Origin of the sequence: Hydrogenophaga sp. PBL-H3, assembly GCF_010104355.1 — a bacterium.
In the GTDB taxonomy this organism is placed as follows: Bacteria; Pseudomonadota; Gammaproteobacteria; order Burkholderiales; family Burkholderiaceae_C; genus Hydrogenophaga.
Window position 1 is genome coordinate 83,114 of the sequence record NZ_CP044972.1, and the last position, 20,439, is coordinate 103,552.

The window sequence follows — 20,439 nt, forward strand, 5'->3', positions numbered from 1 at the left end:
ACTTGGCGCACAATTTCCGGTTCATGCAAACCACCTCAGCGAACACCCGTCCCGCCGCCAGCGGCCCCGCCCCGGCGGACACCCCCCCACAGGACGTGCTGGCCCGCATGACCCTCGACCTGGACGAGCAGGGGCATTTCGCCAGCGGCGAGCTGCTGCTCACGCCGAACGAACTGTTGCAGGTGCCGGCCCAGGGCGGCAGCAAAGCCTGGCCTCTGGACAGCACGCTGCGTCTGCAGCACACCGACCTGGCCGGCGTGGCCACGCTGGACCTGCTGGACGGCAGTGGCCTGCGCACACGCTGGCGCTTCACCCTGGCGCAGAACCCGGCCGCGCTGCGGCTCGTGCGCCAGTTCGACCAGGCCATCGCCCGCCTGCAGAGTGGCGCGGCACCCGTCCCCGAAGCGAGCCAGCGCTGCCCGTCGTGCCAGTCGCCCTTGAGCCCCGACAGCGAGGAGTGCGAGGTCTGCGCGCGACAACTGGCCGAGATCCCGTCGACCTGGGTGCTGCTGCGGCTGTGGCGCTTTGCGCGGCCCTACCGCTGGCAGCTGCTGGCGGGCTTCCTGCTCACGCTGGCGTCCACCGCCGCCACGCTGGTGCCACCCTACCTGACCATCCCGCTCATGGACGACGTGCTGATCCCGTTCCAGAACGGCCAGAAGATCGACACCGGCTATGTGGCCCTGCTGTTGTCGGGCCTGCTGGGCGCGGGCCTGGTGGCCTGGGGGCTGGGCTGGGCGCGCACCTGGCTGCTGGCCCTGGTGTCCGAGCGCATCGCCGCCGATCTGCGCACCAGCGCGTTCGACCACCTGCTGGGCCTCTCGCTCGATTACTTCGGCGCCAAGCGCACCGGCGACCTCATCGCCCGCATCGGCTCCGAGACCGACCGGCTCTCGGTGTTTCTCTCGCTGCACGCGCTCGATTTCGCCACCGACGTGCTGATGCTGCTCATGACCTCGGCCATCCTGTTCTCCATCAACCCCTGGCTGGCGCTGGTCACGCTGCTGCCGCTGCCGTTCATTGCCTGGATGATCCACCGCGTGCGCGACCGCCTGCGCACCGGTTTCGAGAAGATCGACCGCGTGTGGGGCGACGTGACCAACGTGCTCGCCGACACCATCCCGGGCATCCGGGTCGTCAAGGCGTTTGCGCAGGAACGGCGCGAGTCCGGTCGTTTTCACGAGGCCAACGCGCAGAACCTCGCGGTCAACGACCGCATCAACAAGACCTGGAGCCTGTTCACGCCCACCGTCACGCTGCTCACCGACGTGGGCCTGCTGGTGGTCTGGGCGTTCGGCATCTGGCAGATCGCCAAGGGCGACATCACGGTCGGTGTGCTCACCGCGTTCATTGCCTACATCGGCCGCTTCTACGGCCGTCTCGACTCCATGAGCCGCATCGTCTCGGTGACGCAGAAGGCCGCCGCCGGCGCCAAGCGCATCTTCGACATCCTGGACCACGTGTCCAACGTGCCCGAGCCGGCCGAGCCGGTGCAGGACGTGCCGGTGCGCGGCGGCCTGAGCATCCACGGCATCGCGTTCCGCTACGGCAACCGCTCCGTGATCCGAGACCTGAACCTGGACATCCGCCCGGGCGAGATGATCGGGCTGGTCGGGCACAGCGGGTCGGGCAAGAGCACGCTGGTCAACCTGATCTGCCGCTTCTACGACGTGACCGAAGGCCGCATCGAGCTCGACGGCACCGACATCCGGCGCTACCGGGTGGCCGACTACCGCCGCCACATCGGCCTGGTGTTGCAGGAGCCTTTTCTGTTCTTCGGTACCGTGGCCGACAACATCGCCTACGGCAAACCCGGCGCCACGCGCGAGGAGATCGTGGCCGCCGCGCGCGCGGCCCACGCGCACGACTTCATCTTGCGGCTGGCGCACGGCTACGACTCGCTGGTGGGCGAGCGCGGCCAGGGCCTCTCGGGCGGTGAGCGCCAGCGCATCAGCATCGCGCGGGCGCTGCTGATCGACCCGCGCATCCTGATCCTGGACGAAGCCACTTCGGCGGTGGACACCGAGACCGAGAAGGAAATCCAGAAGGCGCTGGACAACCTGGTGCAGGGCCGCACGACGATTGCCATCGCACACCGCCTGTCCACGCTGCGCAAGGCCGACCGGCTGGTGGTGATGGACCGCGGCGAGGTGGTGGAGGTGGGCCCGCACGACGAGCTGATGGCGCGCCAGGGCCACTACTGGCGCCTGCACGAAGCCCAGGCCCGCCAGGCCGCCGCCGAAGACCCCGACCACATCGACAACGCCCTGGCCCACCGCCTGCCGCAGCCCTCGGCCCACACCGGCACCCTCCCGCCATGAACACAACGAACAGCTCGATGGCCAACTTCGACCTGCACCGCGACACCCAGGGCCGCTGGGTGTGCCGCGTGGCCAGCGGTGAACCTCAGGTGGGCGTGCAGGTGGTGCGCTCTTTCCCGCTGAGCGCGCCCATGGAGTCCATCTCCATCGTCGGCCCCGACGGGCACGAGGTGGTGTTCGTGGCCCGGCTCGATGCGCTCGACGAGCCGAGCCGGACCCTGCTCACGCAGGCGCTGGCCGAGCGGGAGTTCTCGCCGGTGGTGCTGCGCATCCGCGAGGTGAGCACCTTCGGCACACCCAGCACCTGGCAGGTCGACACCGACCGCGGCCCGACCGAGCTGGTACTCAAGGTGGAGGAGGACATCCGCCGCCTGCCGGGCCAGCGCCGCCTGCTGATCACCAGCGCGCACGGCGTGGTGTTCGACATCCCCGACCGCAACCAGCTGGACCGGGCTTCGCGCCGCTACCTGGAGCGTTTCCTGTGAGCCGGCTCGACACCGAGCAAGAGCGCCTCTTTCCTGTCCCCACCGACGGCCACACAAGGGTGCTGGTGCTGGGCCTGGCCCGGCCCGCCGACTGGCCCGCGCTGCGCGCCGTCTGGCAAGGCGTGCAGGCCGACCTGGAACTGCCCGCCCCGGCCATCGCGGTCTCCGGCACCGACAGTTACCAGCTGTGGTTCTCGCTGGCGCAAGCGGTGGCGCTGGCGCAGGCCCGGCACTTTCTGGAACAGCTGCGCTTGCGCTACCTGCCCGAGGTCGCGCCCTCGCGCATCGCCATGTGGCCTCAGGCCGACGCGTCGTCAGCGGGCCCGGTGCGCCCTGCGCCAGCGGTTCCCGCCCGCCAAGAGGCCACCGGCAACTGGTCGGCTTTTGTCAGCCCCGACCTGCCCGCGGTGTTCGGGGAAGACCCGTGGCTGGACATGGCACCCGGCCTGGACCAGCAAGCCGACCTGCTCTCGCGGCTGAAACCCGTCTCGCCCGACGCCTGGGCCCACGCCCTGCAGCGCCTGACGCCGGCCGAGGTGCGCGCCGAAACGCCCACCAGCCAGGCTGTGCAAACAAGACTGCCCGGACCCACCGGCAGTGCGCCGATGCAGCCCAGGCAGTTCCTGCTCTCGGTGATGAACGACGCGGCAGCGCCGCTGGCGCTGCGCATCGAGGCTGCCAAGGCGCTGTTGCCTGTGGACAGCAACACGCGCGGCCACTGAGGCACTCAGCGCCGGCGCACGAGGTCGGCCACGATGGTCACGATGGCCATGACGATGAAGATGGCGAACAGCAGTTTGCCGATGCCCGCCGCACCGGCGGCCAGCCCCCCGAAGCCCAGCACGGCCGAGATCAGGGCGATGACAAAAAAGACGACGGCGTAGTGCAGCATGACGGACTCCAGGTGGGGCGCAACGACGGCCGTTGCGATGCATTCCATGGTGGCAGGCCGGGTGCGGATTTGTGCAAGCCCACGCCCTGACCGGCTGTAGGACAACACCGACGCTCAGGGTTTCTTCGGCGTGGCCGGTGGCGCCTTCGCGATGCAGGGGTCGACCGCGTTGGGGGAGCCCGGCTCGATCAGCGGCAGCAGGGCCGCCGCCGGGCCCACCGCGGCGCCCAGCGCCACCGCACCAAGCACGCGGCCCACCAGGCCCTGCGCCTCGATGCCGACACTGGGCTGGCCCAGGGTGCCTGTCACGGTCACCGGGGTTCGCAAGGACAGCGGAGACCAGTCGTGGGAGCGGGTGACAACGCGCAGCGCGAGCGACTCGTCGCGCAGGCTGACCAGGCCCGTGATGCGGATGACGCTGTCGGCGCTGTCGATCACCGCCAGCGTCGGCGTGACCACGCCGTCACGGGCCGTCATGTCAAAGCGGGCGCAGCGCAGGGGCAAGGGTCGGTCGCCCCGGATGAGCACGCCCAGCGATTCGGCCACGTCCAGGCCCATGGCCTCGGTGGCCAGGTGGGACAGCGTGCCGTCGCGCAGCGCGAACTGGAACGGTCCGTCCAGGCTGGCCAGGATCTCGCCGGTGGAGCGGCCCGCTCCGCGCACGTCCAGGCGGCCGGAGAGCTGGCCGGTGAGATATGACTGCACCGTCTGGTCACCGCCCTGGCGGGCCTGGTTGCGTTCGCGTTTGAGGGTCGCCGAGCCTTTGGCCGCAGGCTCGGTGGTCGGCGCACCCGATGTGCTCAGGCCGCGCAACCAGCCGGCCATGTCGATGCCGCTGAAGTCCAGCCGGGCTGCCCATGCGGCTGGGCTGGCGTTGGCATCAAGCTGGGTCGAACCTTTGATGGCGCCCCCGGACACCTGGGCCTGCAGTGCACCCAGGCGCAGCACGCCACCGTCGAGCTGCACGCGCGTTTGCAGAGCCTTCAGGGGCGCCATCGACGGTGTGCCGAAGTCCACCGTGTCGATGTTGACCTGCACGTCGGCGTCCATGGCCTTGAGCGAGGGAAGGTCAAACCGGCGTTGCGGCAACACGCGCCCGGGCGCCTTGGCCTCAGGCGCTGCGGCGGCCGGGCCCGCAGCGCCGATGGCAGGGCCCAGGTCGGCAAACGCAAGCTTGGGGCCGGTGAGCCGGCCTGAGAGCCTGGCGGGCTTCACACGCTGATCAAACAGCAGCTCACCGGCCAGCCGGCTGCTGCCGATGACGGCACTCGAAGCCTGCAACCGCCAGGCACCGGCCTCATGGGCCAGTGTGCCGCGCAGATCGAAGGGCGGCGTGCGCGGCAGTGTGATGCCCAGCGGATCGCCCACATCGGCCAGCGACCGCCCCTTGAACTGCAGCTGGCCCTGCAGGCGCGGCGTGCCAAACAAGGCGGCGGCCTGGCCGTCGAACAGCAGGCGCGACGAACCCACGCTGCCTTCCACACGCATGGGCACCCAGGGCGCAGCGGCAGTGGCACCGTTGTCCTGCAACAGCGGCAAGGTGCTGCCGGCCCGCACCTCCAGCTTCAGCGGCAAGGCCTGGTAGCGCCCGCTGAAGCTGGCCACGTACCCCGATGCCTCCCCCGGCACGGCCTCGCCCTCGCTGCCTTGCACCGCCACCTTCAGGGCAATGTCCTGCAGCGCGTCGCTCACGGTGATGCGGCCCTGCTCCATGACCAGCGAGCCGAACCGCGGCAGGCCGGCCAGGCCATCGGCATCGTTCTGCGCATTGGGCGCGCCCAGTTGCCAGTTGGCACCACCGTCGCCCAGGCGCACGAGGTGTGCGTCAAGCTCGTCGGCACGCAGGGTTTGCACGCGCAGCTGTTCGCCCTGGCGCCAACGCCAGACGTCGCCCCATGTCCAGGCCAGCGTGACACGCCGTGCGTCGAGCAGGTGCGGCACCTCGAAGCGCTCATCGGAGGCGATGCGCAGGTGCGCCACTTCCAGGCGCGGGCGCCACAGCAGGTGCAGCTTCACCGCACCCTCCAGCTGCACCGGCACGCCCGCACCGCGCGCCATGAAGCGCTCCAGCGTGGGGCGCAACACGGGCCAGCCACTGGCCTCGCCCCACACCCCACCCAGCACCAGCAGACCCACCACGCCGCCCACGACCAACGCGGCGCGCGCATGGCGCGTCAGGCGCGTTGACGCAAGGGGTGTGGTGGGGCTGGCGTTCATGCTCCGTTGGAACCGGTCGCACCCGCTGCGTTCCCGCTGTTGCGTGGTCATATTTCATGCGCTGTGTGTGGCAGCGCACGGACCTGCGGCGGCACTTGCCGCTAGCGTCAGGCGTTGAACCAGCCGGTGTCAGCGGCGTCCGACAAGCACGCCGTGTCGCCACCGACACGCCGCTTGCCCGACTGCGCGCACACTCGCGTGGATGCCCCCTCGCCGCAGGTCCACCCCTTCATCCTTCGAGCCCATGCCCACGCAACGTTCACCGAAATCGCTCGGCCTGGCGCTCGCGTGCCTGCTGCTGGCACTGGCCGGCTGCACCAGCCTGCCACCCAAGACCGCCGACCTGCCCGGCCGGCAGGCTGGCACGGTCACAGTGAGCGGGTCGGAAGGACAGGTCTCGGCCACGGCCGAGCGCACTGCGCTGCAGGGCCTGGTCAACGAAGGCCGGAAGGATCTGGTGATCCACCACCTGAAAACGCTGGTCGCCACCGGCGATGCCGACCTCTACCAGGGCAACCGAACGCGCCTGCTGGTGGACGGACCCGCCACCTTCGGCGCCATGAAGGCGGCCATTGCGCAGGCGCGGGGCCGCGTGCTGCTGCAGAGTTACATCGTCGAAGACCAGGGCGTGGCGGCCGAGGTGGCCGAGCTGCTGCTGGCGCGCGCGGCGCAAGGCGTGAAGGTGGCCATGATCTTTGATGCGGTGGGCTCCATCACCACGCCCGATGCTTTCTTCAAGCGCCTGGTCGACGGCGGTGTGGCGGTCTGCGCCTTCAACCCGATCAACCCGACCAAACGCCCGGGCTACTGGGGCCTCACCCACCGCGACCACCGCAAACTGCTGGTGGTGGACGAGGACGTGGCCTTCACCGGCGGCATCAACATCAGCCGCGTCTATGGTTCCAGCTCGTTCGGTCGCCGTGGCCAACCCACCGGAGAGGGCGCACTCGACGACGGCTGGCGCGACACGCAGATCGAGCTGCGCGGACCGGTGGTGCCGGTGATCGGCCAGGTGTTTGAAGCCACGTGGCGCGAGCAGGGCTGCAAGGGCGAACTGGGCCAGCCGGCCGCGAAGAAAGGCGCGGGGGAACCCGGCACACGGGTGGTGAAGGTGCTGGCCAGCGACCCGCGCGACAAGGACAACCGCATCTACAGCGCTTTGCTCGCGGCGGTGGACGCGGCGCAGGTCGAGGTGCGTTTCACGATGGCGTATTTCGCGCCCGGCCCCGACTTTGTGACCGCCCTGCGCAAGGCCGCCGAGCGCGGTGTGGCGGTGGAGATGGTGCTGCCCGGACGCAGCGACTCGACGCTGGCGTTTCACGCCGGGCGCTCGTATTACGACGACCTGCTGTCCTCGGGCGTGCGCATCTACCAGATGGAGCACGCCCTGATGCACGCCAAGACCGCCGTGATCGATGGCGTGTTCTCCACCGTGGGCTCCAGCAACCTGGACTGGCTCAGCTTTGTGGCCAACAACGAGCTCAACGTGATCGTGCTGGGCGACGATTTCGGCGGCGAAATGAAGGCGCTGTTCGAACGCGACCGCGCAGCGTCCAGGCCGATCACGCTGGAGGACTGGCGCCGTCGTGGCCTGGACGACCGCGCGATGGAAACACTGGGCCGGCTGCTGGAGCGCTTCCTGTGAAGCCTCCAGGCCGGCGTCACTGGATCAGGCCGTTCTTGAGCGCGTAGTAGGTGAGGTCGCTGTTGCTGGCGAGTTTGAGCTTTTCCAGCACGCGCGAGCGGTAGGTGCTCACGGTCTTGACGCTCAGGAACATCTGCTCGGCCATGTGGCCGATGGTCTCGCCCTTGGCCAGGCGCAGGAACACTTGCAGCTCCCGCTCCGACAACAGTTCGTGCGGCGCCTGCTCGGTCGCGCCGGCCACGCCATCGGCCAGCAGCTCGGCCACCGCCGGGCTCACATAACGCCGCCCGCGTGCCACGGTGCGGATGGCTTGCACGATGTCTTCGGGCGCGCATTCCTTGTTGAGGTAACCGCTGGCGCCATATCGCAGCAGGGTGGTGGCGTACTGCGCTTCGGGGAAACCGCTGAGGATGAGCACCGCGAGATCGGGAAAGCGCGCCTTGATCGCCTGCAACGCATCCACACCGCCTTGCTCGGGCATGGAAATGTCCATCAGCAGCACGTCGACCTCGCCACCGCGCACGAGTTCCAGCGCCTCGCGCCCGTTGTTGGCCTCTCCCGTGACGCGCAGGTCCACATGCTCGGCGAGAAACTGCCGCAGGCCGGTGCGCACGATGGCGTGGTCGTCGACGATGCCGATTCTGATCATGGGGCTTTCGCTGGGGTTGGTGCAATCGGGCGGACTTCGGAAATCTAACAGGCCAGGGCATCGCGCGCCGTCAGACAACGCCTACAGGCACCCACCACGACCAGAGGCGTTGTCCTACACGGCAACGGCGTGCTGCCCGACACGGGCGGCGCGGCCCCCTGCCTACAGTGAAACCTCTCCCCGACCACCGCCGGATGCGTCCGGCTCCTTCCAAAGGAATCCACATGAAGACCAACCACCGATACACCGCCCTGATCGCCGCAGCAGCGGCCACCGTGCTCATCGCCGCCTGCGGCGACAAGGTTGACGACACCACCGTGGGCCAGCAGGTCGACAGTTCGGTCACCGCTGCGAAATCCGCAGGCACCGAACTGAAGAACGACGCCCAGGTCGCCGCCAACGACATCCAGGCTGCTGGATCCAAGGCCGCCGACAGTGTCGCCGTGAGCGCCACCGACATGGCCATCACCACCAAGGTGAACGCGGCTCTCGCCGCCGATGACAAGCTCAGCGCGCTGAAGATCGACGTCGACACCGAAGCCGGCAAGGTGGCACTGACAGGCACCGCCCCCGATGAAGCCTCGCGCCAGCGCGCCACCATCCTGGCAGCGGCCGTTGACGGCGTGGTCACGGTGGACAACCGCCTGACCGTGGCGAAGAACAGCTGATCACCGATCCCATCACCCATCCAAACATCTGGAGAACACCATGAAACTCGCACACGTTGTGCTGGCCGCTGCCGCCACACTGACCCTCGTTCAACTCACCGGCTGCGCGGTCGCCCGCGACCAGCAGACCGTGGGCTCCTACATCGACGACGCCACCATCACCACCCGGGTGAAGGCGCGAATGGCCGAAGACAAGACGGTCAGCGCCACCTCCATCAGCGTTGAAACCCTCAAAGGCACGGTGCAGCTCTCGGGTTTTGCCAAGTCGACCGATGAGCGCGCGACCGCCGAGCGCATCGCCAGGTCCACCCCCGGTGTGCAAGCGGTTCGCAACGACATCCTGGTGCGCTGATGCCATCGCGCCCCGTGCGGTGTAGGACGCCGCCTACAGACACCCGGGGCTTTTTCAACCACGCTTGACAGGGCGCATGACGCAGCAATGCTTCGGCGCCCTGGTTTCGTTTTCACACCCACACACCACCATGCCTGCGCTGAAAACCTTCATCGTCGAAGACAACAAGGTCATCTACGAGAACCTGGTGTCCACGCTGCAGGAGCTCACGGCGGTGGAGGTGGTCGGTCATGCCGTCGACGAGCGCAGTGCCGTGCATTGGCTGCGCAGCGAGGGACTCTCGCTCGATCTTCTGATCGTCGATATATTCCTGTACTCGGGTTCGGGTCTGGGCGTGCTCAAGGCGGCGCAAGACGCGCACCTGAGCGCCAGGACCGTGGTACTCACCAACTACGCCACCGCCGACATCCGCAAGCGCTGCGCCGTGCTGGGGGCCGATCGGGTGTTCGACAAGTCGTGTGAGCTGGACGACCTGATTGCCTATTGCGCCCGCGTGTCGGACGGCTCGGCCACGCGCCCTGGCGACCTGCACTAGATTCAAGACAACAAGGCTTGCGCCACGCGCAGCCACCGGGAGCCGGGATGATCAAGTCGTCGATCGAGCGCGTGGCGCGCACGCGGTATCTGATGCCGGTGGTGCTTGCGCTGGCGGTGGTGGCCGTGGTGGTCAATGAAGGCGCCTACCGGCATTCGCTCAACACGCTCAAGCAAGGCATCGCCCTGACCGATGCGCGGGTGCAGGCGGGCCTCATCCTGCAGAACCTCACCGACGCGGAAACCGCCGCTCGCGCTTACCTCATCAACGGCCAGGAAGCCGACCGCGTGGAACACCGCAATGCCATCGGCAAACTCGCCGAGGTGCAGCGCGGCGCATTCCAGCTGATCGCCGACGTGGACCCGCAGCGCACCGTGTCGGTGGAGGCGGTGCGCCTGCGCATCCAGGCGCGTGTGACGGCCATGGAAAAGTGGATGGACGCGGCCGAGCGCGGCGAGCGCACCCAGGCGCGCCTGATGGCCAGCAGCGACCGTGGTCGCAGCAGCTACGCCGACCTGCGGCACGAGTTCGATCTGGTGCTGAGCCGCGCCACCGCCCTTCAGGACTCCGCGCGCGGGTCGCTGTTTGACGCCCTCATGATCAACCGTGTGGCGCTGCACCTGCTGGTGCTGATCTCGGTGCTGGGTCTGGTGCTGTTCACGCGGCAGCTGCGCTTCAGCGACGAGCAGAAAGCGCGCGAGAGCGACCACCTGGCGTCTCAGGTGGCCCTGCGCACGGCCGAGCTGCGCGAGCTCGCCGGCCATCTGGTCACCACGCGCGAGGACGAGCGCGGCCGCCTGGCGCGCGAACTGCACGACGAGCTTGGCGGCCTGTTCACCGCCATGAAACTCGAACTCGCGCGCCTGCGCCGGGTGACCGAACTGCCTCCCTCTGCGCTGGAGCGCATGAGCGGCATCGAGCAGCGGCTAAACGAAGGCATTGCCGTGAAGCGCCGCATCATCGAGAACCTGCGGCCTTCTTCGCTCGACCAGCTGGGTCTGGTTTCCGCCCTGGAGGTGCTCTGCCAGGACGCGGCCAGCAGCCTGGGCATTCCTGTGAACACCGAGCTGCAGGCCGTGAGCCTGGACAAGGAGTGCGAACTCACCGTGTTCCGCCTGGTGCAGGAATCGCTCACCAACATCAGCAAGTACGCGCAGGCGAAGCAGGTGTGGGTGAGTCTGGCGCCGCATGGCGACCGCGTGCGGGTGAGCGTTCGGGACGACGGCTGCGGCTTTCATGCCCACGCCGTGCCCGCGCGCCACCACGGACTGATCGGCATGCGCGTGCGCGTGGAGTCCCACGACGGGCACCTGACCATCAACTCCCGCCCCGGGCAAGGCACGCACATCGTCGCGGAGCTTCCCCCCAAGGCGCCCACCGAGGCGCAGACCTGCGAGCCTCGGGAAACCGCGCTGCGCTAAGCTCGTTGCATCCCCTGATGCACACGCCCAGCGCGTCTTCCATGCCCTCTCCGATCGCCGTCATCGATTTCGAAACCACCGGCATCTCGCCTTCATTGGGCGACCGCGCCACCGAGGTGGCCATCGTCATCACCGAACAGGGCCGGGTGGTGGACCGTTTTCAGAGCCTCATGAACGCGGGTGTTCGCATCCCCTCGTTCATCACACAACTCACCGGCATCACCAATGACATGGTGGCTGGCGCACCCAGGGCCGATGCCGTGATGCGCGACGCCGCGCGGTTCGTGGGTCGGGTGCCGATGGTGGCGCACAACGCGTCGTTTGACCGCCGTTACTGGCAGGCCGAGCTGGCGCTGGCCGGTGAGCCCGCGCCGCACGCCTTTGCCTGCACGGTGTTGCTCTCGCGCCGGCTGTACCCGCAGGCGCCCAGCCACAAGCTGGGCTCGCTGGTGGACTTCTTCCACTTGCCGCGCACAGGCCAGGCGCACCGGGCCATGGCCGACGCCGACATGGCCGCCGAGCTGCTCGCGCGCATCCAGCACGATCTGCGCACGCAGCACGGCGTGGCCAAGCCAGACCACGATGTCCTGATGGCACTGCAACGTTGTGCGCGCAACCAGCTGCCGCGCTTTTTCACCGCTCAGCGGGCGCCCGAGGCGCTGCGTTCAAGCGCGCCGTGAACGGCACGAACCCATGGCGGCCTTGGCCGCCGTTCTTTTTTTCCATCCGCCTGCCTCCATGAAAACGCACACCACACCGCCCACCACACTGGACACCACCCGCATTGACGACCTGCGCATCGGGGCGGTTCGCCCGCTGATCACGCCCGCGCTGCTGCAGGAATGGCAGCCCGCCCTGGATGCCGCGCAGGCCCTGGTGCAGCACAGCCGTGAAGCCATCTCTCGCGTGCTGCACGGACAGGACGACCGCCTGGTGGTGGTGGTGGGGCCGTGCTCCATCCACGACCACGCACAAGCCATCGACTACGCCCGCCTGCTCAAGGACCAGGCCGACGCACTGCAGGCCGATCTGATGGTGGTGATGCGCGTGTACTTCGAGAAGCCGCGCACCACCGTTGGCTGGAAGGGCTACATCAACGATCCGCACCTCGATGGCAGCTTCGCGATCAACGAGGGACTGGAGATGGCGCGCGCGCTGTTGCTCGACGTGCTGGCGCTCGGTCTGCCGGTGGGCACCGAGTTCCTGGATCTGCTCAGCCCGCAGTTCATCAGCGATCTGGTGAGCTGGGGCGCGATCGGCGCGCGCACCACCGAGAGCCAGAGCCACCGCCAGCTCGCCAGCGGACTGAGCTGCCCGGTGGGATTCAAGAACGGTACCGACGGCGGAGTGAAGGTCGCCTCCGACGCGATCCAGGCGGCGCGCGCACCCCACGCCTTCATGGGCATGACCAAGATGGGACAGGCCGCAATCTTCGAGACGCGCGGCAACGACGACTGCCACGTGATCCTGCGCGGCGGCGCGCAGCCCAACTACAGCGCGGCCGACGTGAGCGCGGCCTGTGCACTGCTCAACAAGGCAGGCCTGCGCGAGCAGGTCATGGTGGATGTGTCGCACGCCAACAGCAGCAAGCAGCACCGCAAACAGATCGAGGTGGCCGCCGACGTGGCGGCGCAGGTGGCGGCGGGGGAGCGCCGCATCATGGGCGTGATGATCGAGAGCCACCTGCACGAGGGCCGGCAGGACATCGTGCCTGGTCAGCCACTGCAAGTCGGCGTGAGCGTGACCGACGCGTGCATCTCCTTCGAGCAGACCGTGCCGGTGCTGGAGGACCTCGCGGCTGCGGTGCGCGCCCGACGCGCCAAGGGCTGAGCGGCATGGCCATCAACTGGCGCCAGCCTCCGGCGATCAACCTCGCTCTGCAAGGCGGTGGCGCACACGGGGCCTTCACATGGGGCGTGCTTGATGCCCTGCTGGAAGACGGGCGCCTTCGTTTCGATGGCGTGAGCGGCACCAGCGCGGGCGCCATGAACGCCGTGATGCTGGCGCAAGGCCTGATGGCGGGTGGGTCTGATGGCGCGCGCACTGCTTTGCGCGAGTTCTGGAGCGCCGTGGCCGCCAGCATGCCCTTCGAGGTGGCCACGCCGACCGCCGACGGCAAGGACATGCGGCTGGCGCCGGCGATGCAGCTGATGCTGCAGTGGACGCACTACTTTTCTCCCGAACAGCTCAACCCGTTCGACCTGAACCCGCTGCGCACGATCCTCTCAAGCCAGGTCGATTTCGAGCGCCTGCGCGCGCACAGCCCGGTCAAGCTGTTCGTGGCGGCGACCAACGTCAACACCGGCAAACTCCGGCTGTTCCGCGCGCCCGAGCTCACGCCCGATACGGTGCTGGCCTCGGCCTGCCTGCCCACCATGCACCGCAGCGTGGTGATCGATGGCGAGCCTTATTGGGATGGGGGCTACTCGGCAAACCCGGCGGTGTTTCCGCTGTTCCACGAGTGCAGTGCGCGCGACATCATGCTGGTGATGCTGGCGCCGATCAAGCACAGCGCCACACCGCAGTCGGCGGTGGACATCAAGAGCCGGATGATGGAACTGGCGTTCAATGCCACGTTCCTGCGTGAGATGCGCATGTTTGCCCACCTGCGTGAACGCGCGGCGCGCAGCGCCTGGTGGCGACGCGGCGAACTCGACCGGCGCCTGGCAGGCGCGCACTTTCATGTGATCGAAGCCAGCGAAGTGATGCGCGAACTGAGCGCCGAGAGCAAGGCCGCGGCGAACATGCGCTTCTTCGAGATGCTGTTCGCGCTGGGCCGCGAGCACGGCAGCGCGTGGCTGTCGGCACACCATGCCGACGTGGGCCGACGCAGCAGCGTCGACCTGGGAGCCCTGTTTTACTAGGGCAGAAACGGAACGATCAGCGCGGCTTGCGCGGCACCATCGGGCCGCGGCCTTCGATGTGGCGGAAGTTGATCCGGCCCTTGGTCAGGTCGTAAGGCGAGAGTTCGAGCGAGACGCGGTCACCCGCGAGGATGCGGATGTGGTTCTTCTTCATCTTGCCGGCGGAATAGGCAATCAGCTGGTGACCGTTGTCCAGCGTCACGCGAAAGCGCGTGTCGGGCAGCACCTCGTTGACGATGCCCATCATGTCGATCAGTTCTTCTTTGGCCATGGTGTTTCCTTTGCTTGAAGTGTATCGGTCAGTTCGGACGGGCCGCCAGGCGCGTGGTGTCGTGCACCCAGTCGATCCCCTGAGCCAGGCCGTAGTCGGCGGCGGCGGCGTGGGTCGGGAAGGCGCTGTCGAAGCGCATCACGCGGGCGGTGGAAGCACTGCCACAGCCGCTGGCGATGGACACCTGCGCGGCGAACTGGCCGCCGGGCAACAGGCGCGGCGTTGCCGCAATGCGGTACTTGCCCAAGGTGAGGGGAGCGGGATTCGTTGTCGGAATCGTGGAAATCGTGTGAATCATCAAAAACATCGGTGGGCCAGGGCGCGCGGCGTTCGCCGCTGCGTCGGAAAGACCCGAATCAAAAATCAAGACCAAGTGGCAGCCCCAGCGCCGGGGTGTCTCACCGCTTGACCCGGTCTCGGGCCGTTGCGGGAAGCAACCGACCGGAACCAGCGCACGAACCACGGCAGGGGTTCAGGCAAAGCAGGGAGGAAAAGGCCACGGTGCTGTGAGAAAGCGGGGTGGCGCACCTTGGAGGGGCTGGACCAGCAGCCCCTCTGCCGGGGGCGGTGCGTTTGGGCCCTGGGGCTTGGACGCGGCTGATCGCTCAAGGCGACTGAGCATGATAGCACGGCGCGTCCAAACGCGCTGAGCGCCTCAGGACGGGTCGCCGGCATCCCGCCCCTTGCTGCTGCGCCAGATCGCGCGCACCAGCCAGAGCCCGCCGAGCACGGCACCCAGAAAACCCAGGAAACCGAAGGCGGGCAGCCCGAACAGGGTGGGCCCACCCTGAACCGTCATGACAATGGACGCACCGATGATGAGCGCCGAGATGACCAGGGCCATGGCCAGGCGGTTGGCGGCACGGTCGATCTGGTCGCCCACGCGCTTGAGGTGGGCCAGCTCGATGCCCACGTGCACCCGGCCGCGTCGGGCGCTGCGCAGCAGGCGCGAAAGATCGTGGGGCAGCTGCTCGGCCAGGCTCAGCGTGCGGCGCAGCGTCTGCCAGGCCCGCGCGCCCATGGCCTTGGGGCGGTAACGCGCGCGCACCACCTCGCGCAGCAGGGGCAGGGCCTCGGTGGCCATGTGAAAGTCCGGGTCCAGGCCGCGGCCCATGCCTTCCAGCGTGATGAAGGCCTTGATCAGCAGGGCCAGGTCGGGTGGCAGCGCCAGGTGATGCTCGCGCAGGATGGCCGTCACGTCCGCCAGCATCTGGCCCAGGCGAAGCTGGGCCAGCGGCACGCCCTGGTACTGGTCCACGAAGGCCTCGATCTCGGTCTCCAGCATGGCAAGGTTGATGCCATGTTCGTCACCGGTCCAGTCGATCAGCACGTCGGCCACGCCCTGGGGGTTGTGTTCCACCAGGCCCAGCAGCAGTTGAAGCAGCTCTTCTCGGCGCCGCTGTGAAAGGCGTCCCACCATGCCGAAGTCGATGAAGGCGATGCGGTTGTCGCTCAGGTAGAACACATTGCCCGGGTGCGGATCGGCATGGAAGATCCCGTCCTGCACGATCATCTTGAGCACGGCTTGCGCGCCGCGCCGCGCCAACAGCCGCCGGTCAAGGCCCTGCGCTTCCAGCTGGTCCAGCGCGTCGCCCGGCACGCCGGCCACGAAATCCTGCACGTTGACGCGCGCAGTGGTGTAGGCCCAGTGCACGCGCGGCACCACGATCCACGGCAAGGCCGCCATGTGGACGCTGATGCGCTCGGCGCTGCGGCATTCGGTGGCCAGGTCGAGCTCGCGCTTGAGCGAGCGTGCAAGCTCGCGCACCAGTTGCTGAGGCCGGTAGGGTTTGAGCGCAGGCAGTTCCTCTTCGGCCAGTGCCGCCAGGCGCGCCAGCAGGCGCAGGTCGGCGTCGATGGTTTCGGTGATGCCAGGTCGGCGGATCTTGACGACGACGTCGGTACCGTCGTGCAGCTGGGCGCGGTGCACCTGCGCGATCGACGCCGCCGCCAGTGGTTCGGTGTCGAAGCGGGCAAACACCACGTCGGGCTCACCGCCGAGGTCTTCGAGCAACTGGGGGCGCAGCAGCGCCAGTGGCACCGCAGGGACCCGGCTGTGCAGTTTTTCGAATTCCGCGATCCATTCGGGGCCGAACAGGTCGGCCCGGCCCGCGAAGATCTGGCCCAGTTTCACAAACGCAGGGCCCAGCTCTTCGAGCGCCAGACGCACCTGCACCGGTGGCGCCAGGCGGGCGAGATCGGCTGCGTGATTCCACTTGAGCGCGTGCCCGGCCCGTTCCAGCGAGTCGGTCAGTCCCAGGCGGCGAACGCTGTCACCAAACCCATGGCGGATCAGAACACCCAGGATGGTGTTGAGTCGGCCCATGTCGCGGGCAGCGCCCAAGGTTTCGATCAGCATGAGGGGATGATAGGACCCCCCGCCGCGCTGTGCGCGTCATGCTCCGGCGCAGGCCGGGCTACTTGCGATCGGGCAGCTCGATCTTGACTTCGAGCACATCCAGGTTGTCCTGGCGGTCGAGCTGGACCTTGATGTCGTCCGGGTTGATCTTGATGTACTTGCTGATCACGGCCACGAGCTCACGCTGCAAGGCTGGCAAGTAATCGGGTTCGGACGCGCTGCGGCCACTGCGCTCGTGTGCCAGGATGATCTGCAGCCGCTCCTTGGCCACGCTGGCGGTTTTTTTCTTCTCGCCGAGCAGAAAGGAAAAGATCGACATGCGTCATTTCCCCCCGAACAGGCGTTTGAAGAAGCCGGCCTTTTCAGCCTCGATGAATCGCAACGGTTTGTCGGCGCCCAGGAAACGGTCGATCACATCGCTGTAAGCCTCGGCCACGTCGGTACCCTTGAGGTGGATCGCCGGCGTGCCCTGGTTGGAGGCGGTCAGCACGTTTTCGCTCTCGGGAATCACGCCGATGAGCTTGATGCGCAGGATGTCCTGGATGTCTTCGAGCGAGAGCATCTGGCCGTCGGCCACGCGCGTGGGGTTGTAGCGCGTGATCAGCAGGTGTTCCTTGATGGGGTCCTTGCCTTCGATCGCACGCTGGGTTTTGCTGCCCAGCATGCCCAGGATGCGGTCGGAGTCGCGCACGCTGGAGACTTCGGGGTTGGTCACGATCAGCGCTTCGTCGGCGTAGTGCATGGCCATGAGCGCGCCGGTTTCGATGCCTGCGGGCGAGTCGCACACGATGTACTCGAAACCCATGGCGGCGAGGTCGGTCAGCACCTTGTGCACGCCTTCCTGGCTCAATGCATCCTTGTCGCGTGTCTGGCTGGCGGCCAGCACGAACAGGTTGTCGCACTGCTTGTCCTTGATCAGCGCCTGGTTCAGGTTGGCTTCGCCCTGGATCACGTTGATCAGGTCGTACACCACGCGGCGTTCGCAACCCATGATGAGGTCGAGGTTGCGCAGGCCGACGTCGAAGTCGATCACGGCGGTCTTGTGGCCGCGCAAGGCGAGGCCGGAGGCAAAGCTGGCGCTGGTGGTGGTCTTGCCCACACCGCCCTTGCCGGAAGTGACGACAACAATTTTGGTCATGGTGAAGGTCCTTCTGTTCGAAAAATAGGGGTTGATCAGGCGCCGATGGCCTCGATCAGCAGCTTGTCGCCGTCCGAGCCGGGCACCAGGCGCACCTGCGCCGGCTTGCCCAGAATCGATTCGGGCAGGGCGACTTCGCTGGTGCGGTAAATGCCGGCAATCGAAATCAGCTCGGGCGCCATGCCCAGCGCGAAGATGCGGGCGTCGGCGTTGCCACGGGCGCCGGCAATGGCCTTGCCGCGCAGCGGTGCGTACACATGGATGTGCCCGTCGGCAATGACCTCGGCGCCGGGGTTGACCATGGCCATGACAACCAGGTCGCGACCGCGCGCATACACCTGCTGGCCCGAGCGCAGGGGTTTGTCGATGACCAGAGCACCGGGTGCGGGCGCTGGTGCCGAAGGTGCCACCGATTCCGAGGGAGCGGACATCTCGGTGGGTGCGACGGCAGGCGCCGCGCGTTGCACCGACGCGTCGGCTGCGTTCGTCAGGCCAGCGGCCAGGGCCAGCCGGGTCTGTTCGATGGTGCCGCCGCGCACCGCCAGCGGAACCAGGCGGTACTGGCGCAGCAAAGTCTGCAGGGCGCCGAAATCGGGCAAGGCGTTGGCCTCGGCCACATTGAGCGGGTGCAGATCGATGACCAGGGGGTCGTTGTCGAAGAAATCGGGTATGTCGCCGAAACGCTGGGTCAGTTCCCGGGCCAGACGGTCGAGATCGGACGACTTGAGCATGAGCGCCACCAGGGGCAGGTGCGCGCTCTTGATTTCGAAGGTGGTGGGCGCGTTTCCTGCGAGGGCAACAGACATGGGCGAAACAGGCTCACAAAAAAAGCAGCCGAAGCCAGCGACGCAGGGCATCGAGGTCGGTCGTGAAGCGGCGCAGTTTAACAGCCGGGCCACGCGCACCTGGCAAGCGCTTGTGCCCAGGTGTCAGGGCATGTTTCGAAGCCAGGCCGGCCAGGCAACTCGGCAATCATGCACAACACTGTGCATATCTTTTGAACAAACCATGGGTTATCCACAGACGGTGGGCAATTTCTGGAGTTGTCCTTTTTCGAGGCCTTCTTGACCCGGGTGCTTCACACAGGCTTGAGAATCCCACAACTTGTTGATACAGAAGGAAAAAGGGCGCTTGTCCACAGCGGACAGCGCCCTCTACTACTACTGCTATCTTGTATTTAAAGAATCTATAAGAACAAGACGCAGAGAAGTCCATCGGCTTGGGAGCCGATCAGATCGTGCCGCCCATGCGGTGGTGGTCACCACCGTGGTGCCGGTGTTTGCCGTGGCCGTTCATGCCGGCGCGCTGAAAACCTTGCATCTGTTTCGCGTCGAAAACCTTCTGCTGTTCGGCGTTGAGCACGGCATAGAAGCTCTTGATCGCGTCGTGGCGCTGCGCCATGCGGGCGTCGCGTTCGGCTTTCAGGGCTGCCATCTTGTCCAGACGCTGGGGCGTGGTCAGCTTGGACCAGTCTTCGCGGGGACCCTGGCGGTTCGGGCGGGCATCAGGCTGGGTGCGCGCCACGAAGGCGTTCCAGGCCGGTTCCTGCTGGGCGGTGATCTTCAGATCGGCTTTCAGGGCCGCCTGGCGTTCTGCCGTGTGCTTCTGCATGCGGGCCAGGCGCTCGGCGCGTTTGGCGTCGCGCTGGCCGTCCTGGGCACCTTCCTGGGCCTGCTGCGTGGTGGGCGGTGCCACCGGAGCGGCCGTGGTGCCCTGGGCGATGGCGGTGACCGAGAGACCGGCGAATGCGGCCGCCAGGGCGGCGGCCATCAGGGCGCGTTTGGGAATCGATGTCATATTCACTCCTTGTGACCGTTGAGGAAGATTCACCACAGCTTGGGTCGGTGGGCTGTGGAATGCCTCCAGTGTGGTCAGGGGGTGTTTCTGAGCGGTGCTGCGGATGTGGCGGGCTTGTAAAGTTTTGTGCCGCTTTTTGGCGCCTTCGCGCATGGACCAGCCGGGTGGGCCAGGTCGTCCAGGATCGGGCAGTCCGGTCGGCCATCGCCCGGGCACAGGTGCATCAGTCCACCCAGCGTGCGCTGCATGGACTGCAGGGCTTCTATGCGCTGGGCCAGCTCGTCCAGGTGCTTCTGGGTGATGCGTTTGACGCTGGCGCTGCTGCGCTTGCGGTTGTGCCACAGGCTCACCAGTTCGGCGATGGCGTCCAGCCCAAAGCCCATGTCGCGCGCGCGGCGGATGAAGCGCAGCGAATGCACATCGGCCAGGCTGTACTGGCGGTAGTTGCTGTCGGTGCGCACCACATCGCCCAGCAGACCGAGGGTTTCGTAGTGGCGCAGCATCTTGGGCGAGATGCCGCTGAGTTTGGCGGCCCGGCCGATGTTGACCGGCCAGCGGGTGAGCTGGTCAAGGTCGGTGTCGCCGGGGGTGTCGTTGTGGGACATGGCGTCAGGCCGCTACCTGGTAACCCTCTTCACGGATGGCCGCGGCCAGGGTGTCGCGGGGCTGTGTGCTGTCCACTTCGACGCGGTTGTGCGCCCGGTCGATGCTGACTTGCGCCTGCGGGTCGACCAGCTTGATGGCGGTGGTCACGGCTTTTTCGCAGTGGCCGCAGGTCATGCCCTGCACGGTGAAAACTTCGTTCATGGAGATTCCTTGAAGGGG

Annotated in this window: 23 protein-coding genes; 11 read left to right on the forward strand and 12 right to left on the reverse strand. The window is 67.4% G+C overall.

The features are described from left to right. The first annotated feature begins 23 nt into the window (after positions 1-23). From F9Z44_RS00365 to F9Z44_RS00375, 3 genes are read left to right on the forward strand one after another with little or no spacing between them, the layout of a single operon-like run. A complete protein-coding gene (locus F9Z44_RS00365; protein WP_159602530.1) occupies positions 24-2,321 on the forward strand; it encodes a cyanophycin metabolism-associated ABC transporter in 2,298 nt (765 codons plus the stop codon). Further along, the gene (locus tag F9Z44_RS00370; protein WP_159602533.1) at positions 2,318-2,806 is read left to right on the forward strand and encodes a cyanophycin metabolism-associated DUF1854 family protein; all 489 of its coding nucleotides are present in this window, start codon (positions 2,318-2,320) and stop codon (positions 2,804-2,806) included. Before F9Z44_RS00365 ends, F9Z44_RS00370 begins: the two co-directional genes overlap by 4 nt. Next, the gene (locus F9Z44_RS00375) at positions 2,803-3,528 is read left to right on the forward strand and encodes a hypothetical protein (RefSeq protein ID WP_159602536.1); all 726 of its coding nucleotides are present in this window, start codon (positions 2,803-2,805) and stop codon (positions 3,526-3,528) included. Before F9Z44_RS00370 ends, F9Z44_RS00375 begins: the two co-directional genes overlap by 4 nt. Before the next feature lie 5 nt (positions 3,529-3,533). Here F9Z44_RS00375 and F9Z44_RS00380 read toward each other — a convergent pair whose 3' ends face one another. Beyond that, positions 3,534-3,698, reverse strand: a complete 165-nt coding sequence (locus tag F9Z44_RS00380; RefSeq protein ID WP_159608530.1) for a DUF1328 domain-containing protein — start codon at positions 3,696-3,698, stop codon at positions 3,534-3,536. A 114-nt stretch (positions 3,699-3,812) separates the two neighbouring features. Beyond that, positions 3,813-5,915, reverse strand: coding sequence for an AsmA family protein (locus tag F9Z44_RS00385; RefSeq protein WP_159602539.1), 2,103 nt, complete (start codon positions 5,913-5,915; stop codon positions 3,813-3,815). A 244-nt stretch (positions 5,916-6,159) separates the two neighbouring features. Here F9Z44_RS00385 and F9Z44_RS00390 point away from each other — a divergent pair, with 244 nt between their 5' ends. Then, the gene (locus F9Z44_RS00390; protein ID WP_159602542.1) at positions 6,160-7,560 is read left to right on the forward strand and encodes a phospholipase D-like domain-containing protein; all 1,401 of its coding nucleotides are present in this window, start codon (positions 6,160-6,162) and stop codon (positions 7,558-7,560) included. Between the two features lie 16 nt (positions 7,561-7,576). On the opposite strand, the gene F9Z44_RS00395 is transcribed toward F9Z44_RS00390, so the two are convergent. After that, the gene (locus F9Z44_RS00395; RefSeq protein WP_159602545.1) at positions 7,577-8,209 is read right to left on the reverse strand and encodes a response regulator; all 633 of its coding nucleotides are present in this window, start codon (positions 8,207-8,209) and stop codon (positions 7,577-7,579) included. Between the two features lie 224 nt (positions 8,210-8,433). Between F9Z44_RS00395 and F9Z44_RS00400 the strand changes: the two genes are divergently transcribed. From F9Z44_RS00400 to F9Z44_RS00430, 7 genes are all read left to right on the forward strand, one after another. Beyond that, a complete protein-coding gene (locus tag F9Z44_RS00400) occupies positions 8,434-8,877 on the forward strand; it encodes a BON domain-containing protein (RefSeq protein WP_159602548.1) in 444 nt (147 codons plus the stop codon). A 40-nt stretch (positions 8,878-8,917) separates the two neighbouring features. Next, a complete protein-coding gene (locus tag F9Z44_RS00405) occupies positions 8,918-9,229 on the forward strand; it encodes a BON domain-containing protein (protein WP_159602551.1) in 312 nt (103 codons plus the stop codon). Positions 9,230-9,359: 130 nt separating this feature from the next. After that, positions 9,360-9,764 carry a response regulator transcription factor gene (locus F9Z44_RS00410; protein WP_159602554.1) on the forward strand — a complete coding sequence of 135 codons (405 nt, stop codon included), beginning with the start codon at positions 9,360-9,362 and terminating at the stop codon, positions 9,762-9,764. Between the two features lie 47 nt (positions 9,765-9,811). After that, entirely contained in the window at positions 9,812-11,185 is a 1,374-nt protein-coding gene (locus F9Z44_RS00415) for a sensor histidine kinase (protein ID WP_159602557.1), read from the forward strand. A 41-nt stretch (positions 11,186-11,226) separates the two neighbouring features. After that, on the forward strand, positions 11,227-11,865 hold the full coding sequence (locus F9Z44_RS00420) for a 3'-5' exonuclease (RefSeq protein WP_159602560.1): 639 nt from the start codon (positions 11,227-11,229) through the stop codon (positions 11,863-11,865). A 58-nt stretch (positions 11,866-11,923) separates the two neighbouring features. Then, positions 11,924-13,015 carry a 3-deoxy-7-phosphoheptulonate synthase gene (locus tag F9Z44_RS00425; protein ID WP_159602563.1) on the forward strand — a complete coding sequence of 364 codons (1,092 nt, stop codon included), beginning with the start codon at positions 11,924-11,926 and terminating at the stop codon, positions 13,013-13,015. Between the two features lie 5 nt (positions 13,016-13,020). Beyond that, positions 13,021-14,049 carry a patatin-like phospholipase family protein gene (locus F9Z44_RS00430; protein WP_159602566.1) on the forward strand — a complete coding sequence of 343 codons (1,029 nt, stop codon included), beginning with the start codon at positions 13,021-13,023 and terminating at the stop codon, positions 14,047-14,049. A 16-nt stretch (positions 14,050-14,065) separates the two neighbouring features. On the opposite strand, the gene infA is transcribed toward F9Z44_RS00430, so the two are convergent. The 9 genes from infA to F9Z44_RS00475 form a co-directional block, all read right to left on the reverse strand. Continuing rightward, complete coding sequence (infA, locus tag F9Z44_RS00435; RefSeq protein WP_056265133.1) at positions 14,066-14,320, reverse strand: translation initiation factor IF-1; 255 nt, start codon at positions 14,318-14,320, stop codon at positions 14,066-14,068. A 28-nt stretch (positions 14,321-14,348) separates the two neighbouring features. Then, positions 14,349-14,618, reverse strand: coding sequence for a hypothetical protein (locus tag F9Z44_RS00440; RefSeq protein WP_236574216.1), 270 nt, complete (start codon positions 14,616-14,618; stop codon positions 14,349-14,351). Between the two features lie 357 nt (positions 14,619-14,975). Continuing rightward, positions 14,976-16,679, reverse strand: a complete 1,704-nt coding sequence (locus F9Z44_RS00445; RefSeq protein ID WP_159602569.1) for an ABC1 kinase family protein — start codon at positions 16,677-16,679, stop codon at positions 14,976-14,978. A gap of 58 nt (positions 16,680-16,737) precedes the next feature. Next, positions 16,738-16,998 (reverse strand): cell division topological specificity factor MinE, encoded by a 261-nt coding sequence (gene minE, locus F9Z44_RS00450; RefSeq protein WP_069048370.1) that lies wholly within the window; start codon positions 16,996-16,998, stop codon positions 16,738-16,740. A gap of 3 nt (positions 16,999-17,001) precedes the next feature. Then, positions 17,002-17,817, reverse strand: a complete 816-nt coding sequence (minD, locus tag F9Z44_RS00455; protein ID WP_159602572.1) for a septum site-determining protein MinD — start codon at positions 17,815-17,817, stop codon at positions 17,002-17,004. 35 nt (positions 17,818-17,852) lie between these two features. Then, entirely contained in the window at positions 17,853-18,623 is a 771-nt protein-coding gene (minC, locus tag F9Z44_RS00460) for a septum site-determining protein MinC (protein WP_159602575.1), read from the reverse strand. A gap of 424 nt (positions 18,624-19,047) precedes the next feature. Continuing rightward, a complete protein-coding gene (locus F9Z44_RS00465; RefSeq protein ID WP_159602578.1) occupies positions 19,048-19,614 on the reverse strand; it encodes a Spy/CpxP family protein refolding chaperone in 567 nt (188 codons plus the stop codon). A gap of 74 nt (positions 19,615-19,688) precedes the next feature. After that, a complete protein-coding gene (cueR, locus tag F9Z44_RS00470) occupies positions 19,689-20,219 on the reverse strand; it encodes a Cu(I)-responsive transcriptional regulator (protein ID WP_159602581.1) in 531 nt (176 codons plus the stop codon). 4 nt (positions 20,220-20,223) lie between these two features. Next, a complete protein-coding gene (locus F9Z44_RS00475) occupies positions 20,224-20,421 on the reverse strand; it encodes a heavy-metal-associated domain-containing protein (RefSeq protein ID WP_159602584.1) in 198 nt (65 codons plus the stop codon). Positions 20,422-20,439 lie beyond the last annotated feature (18 nt).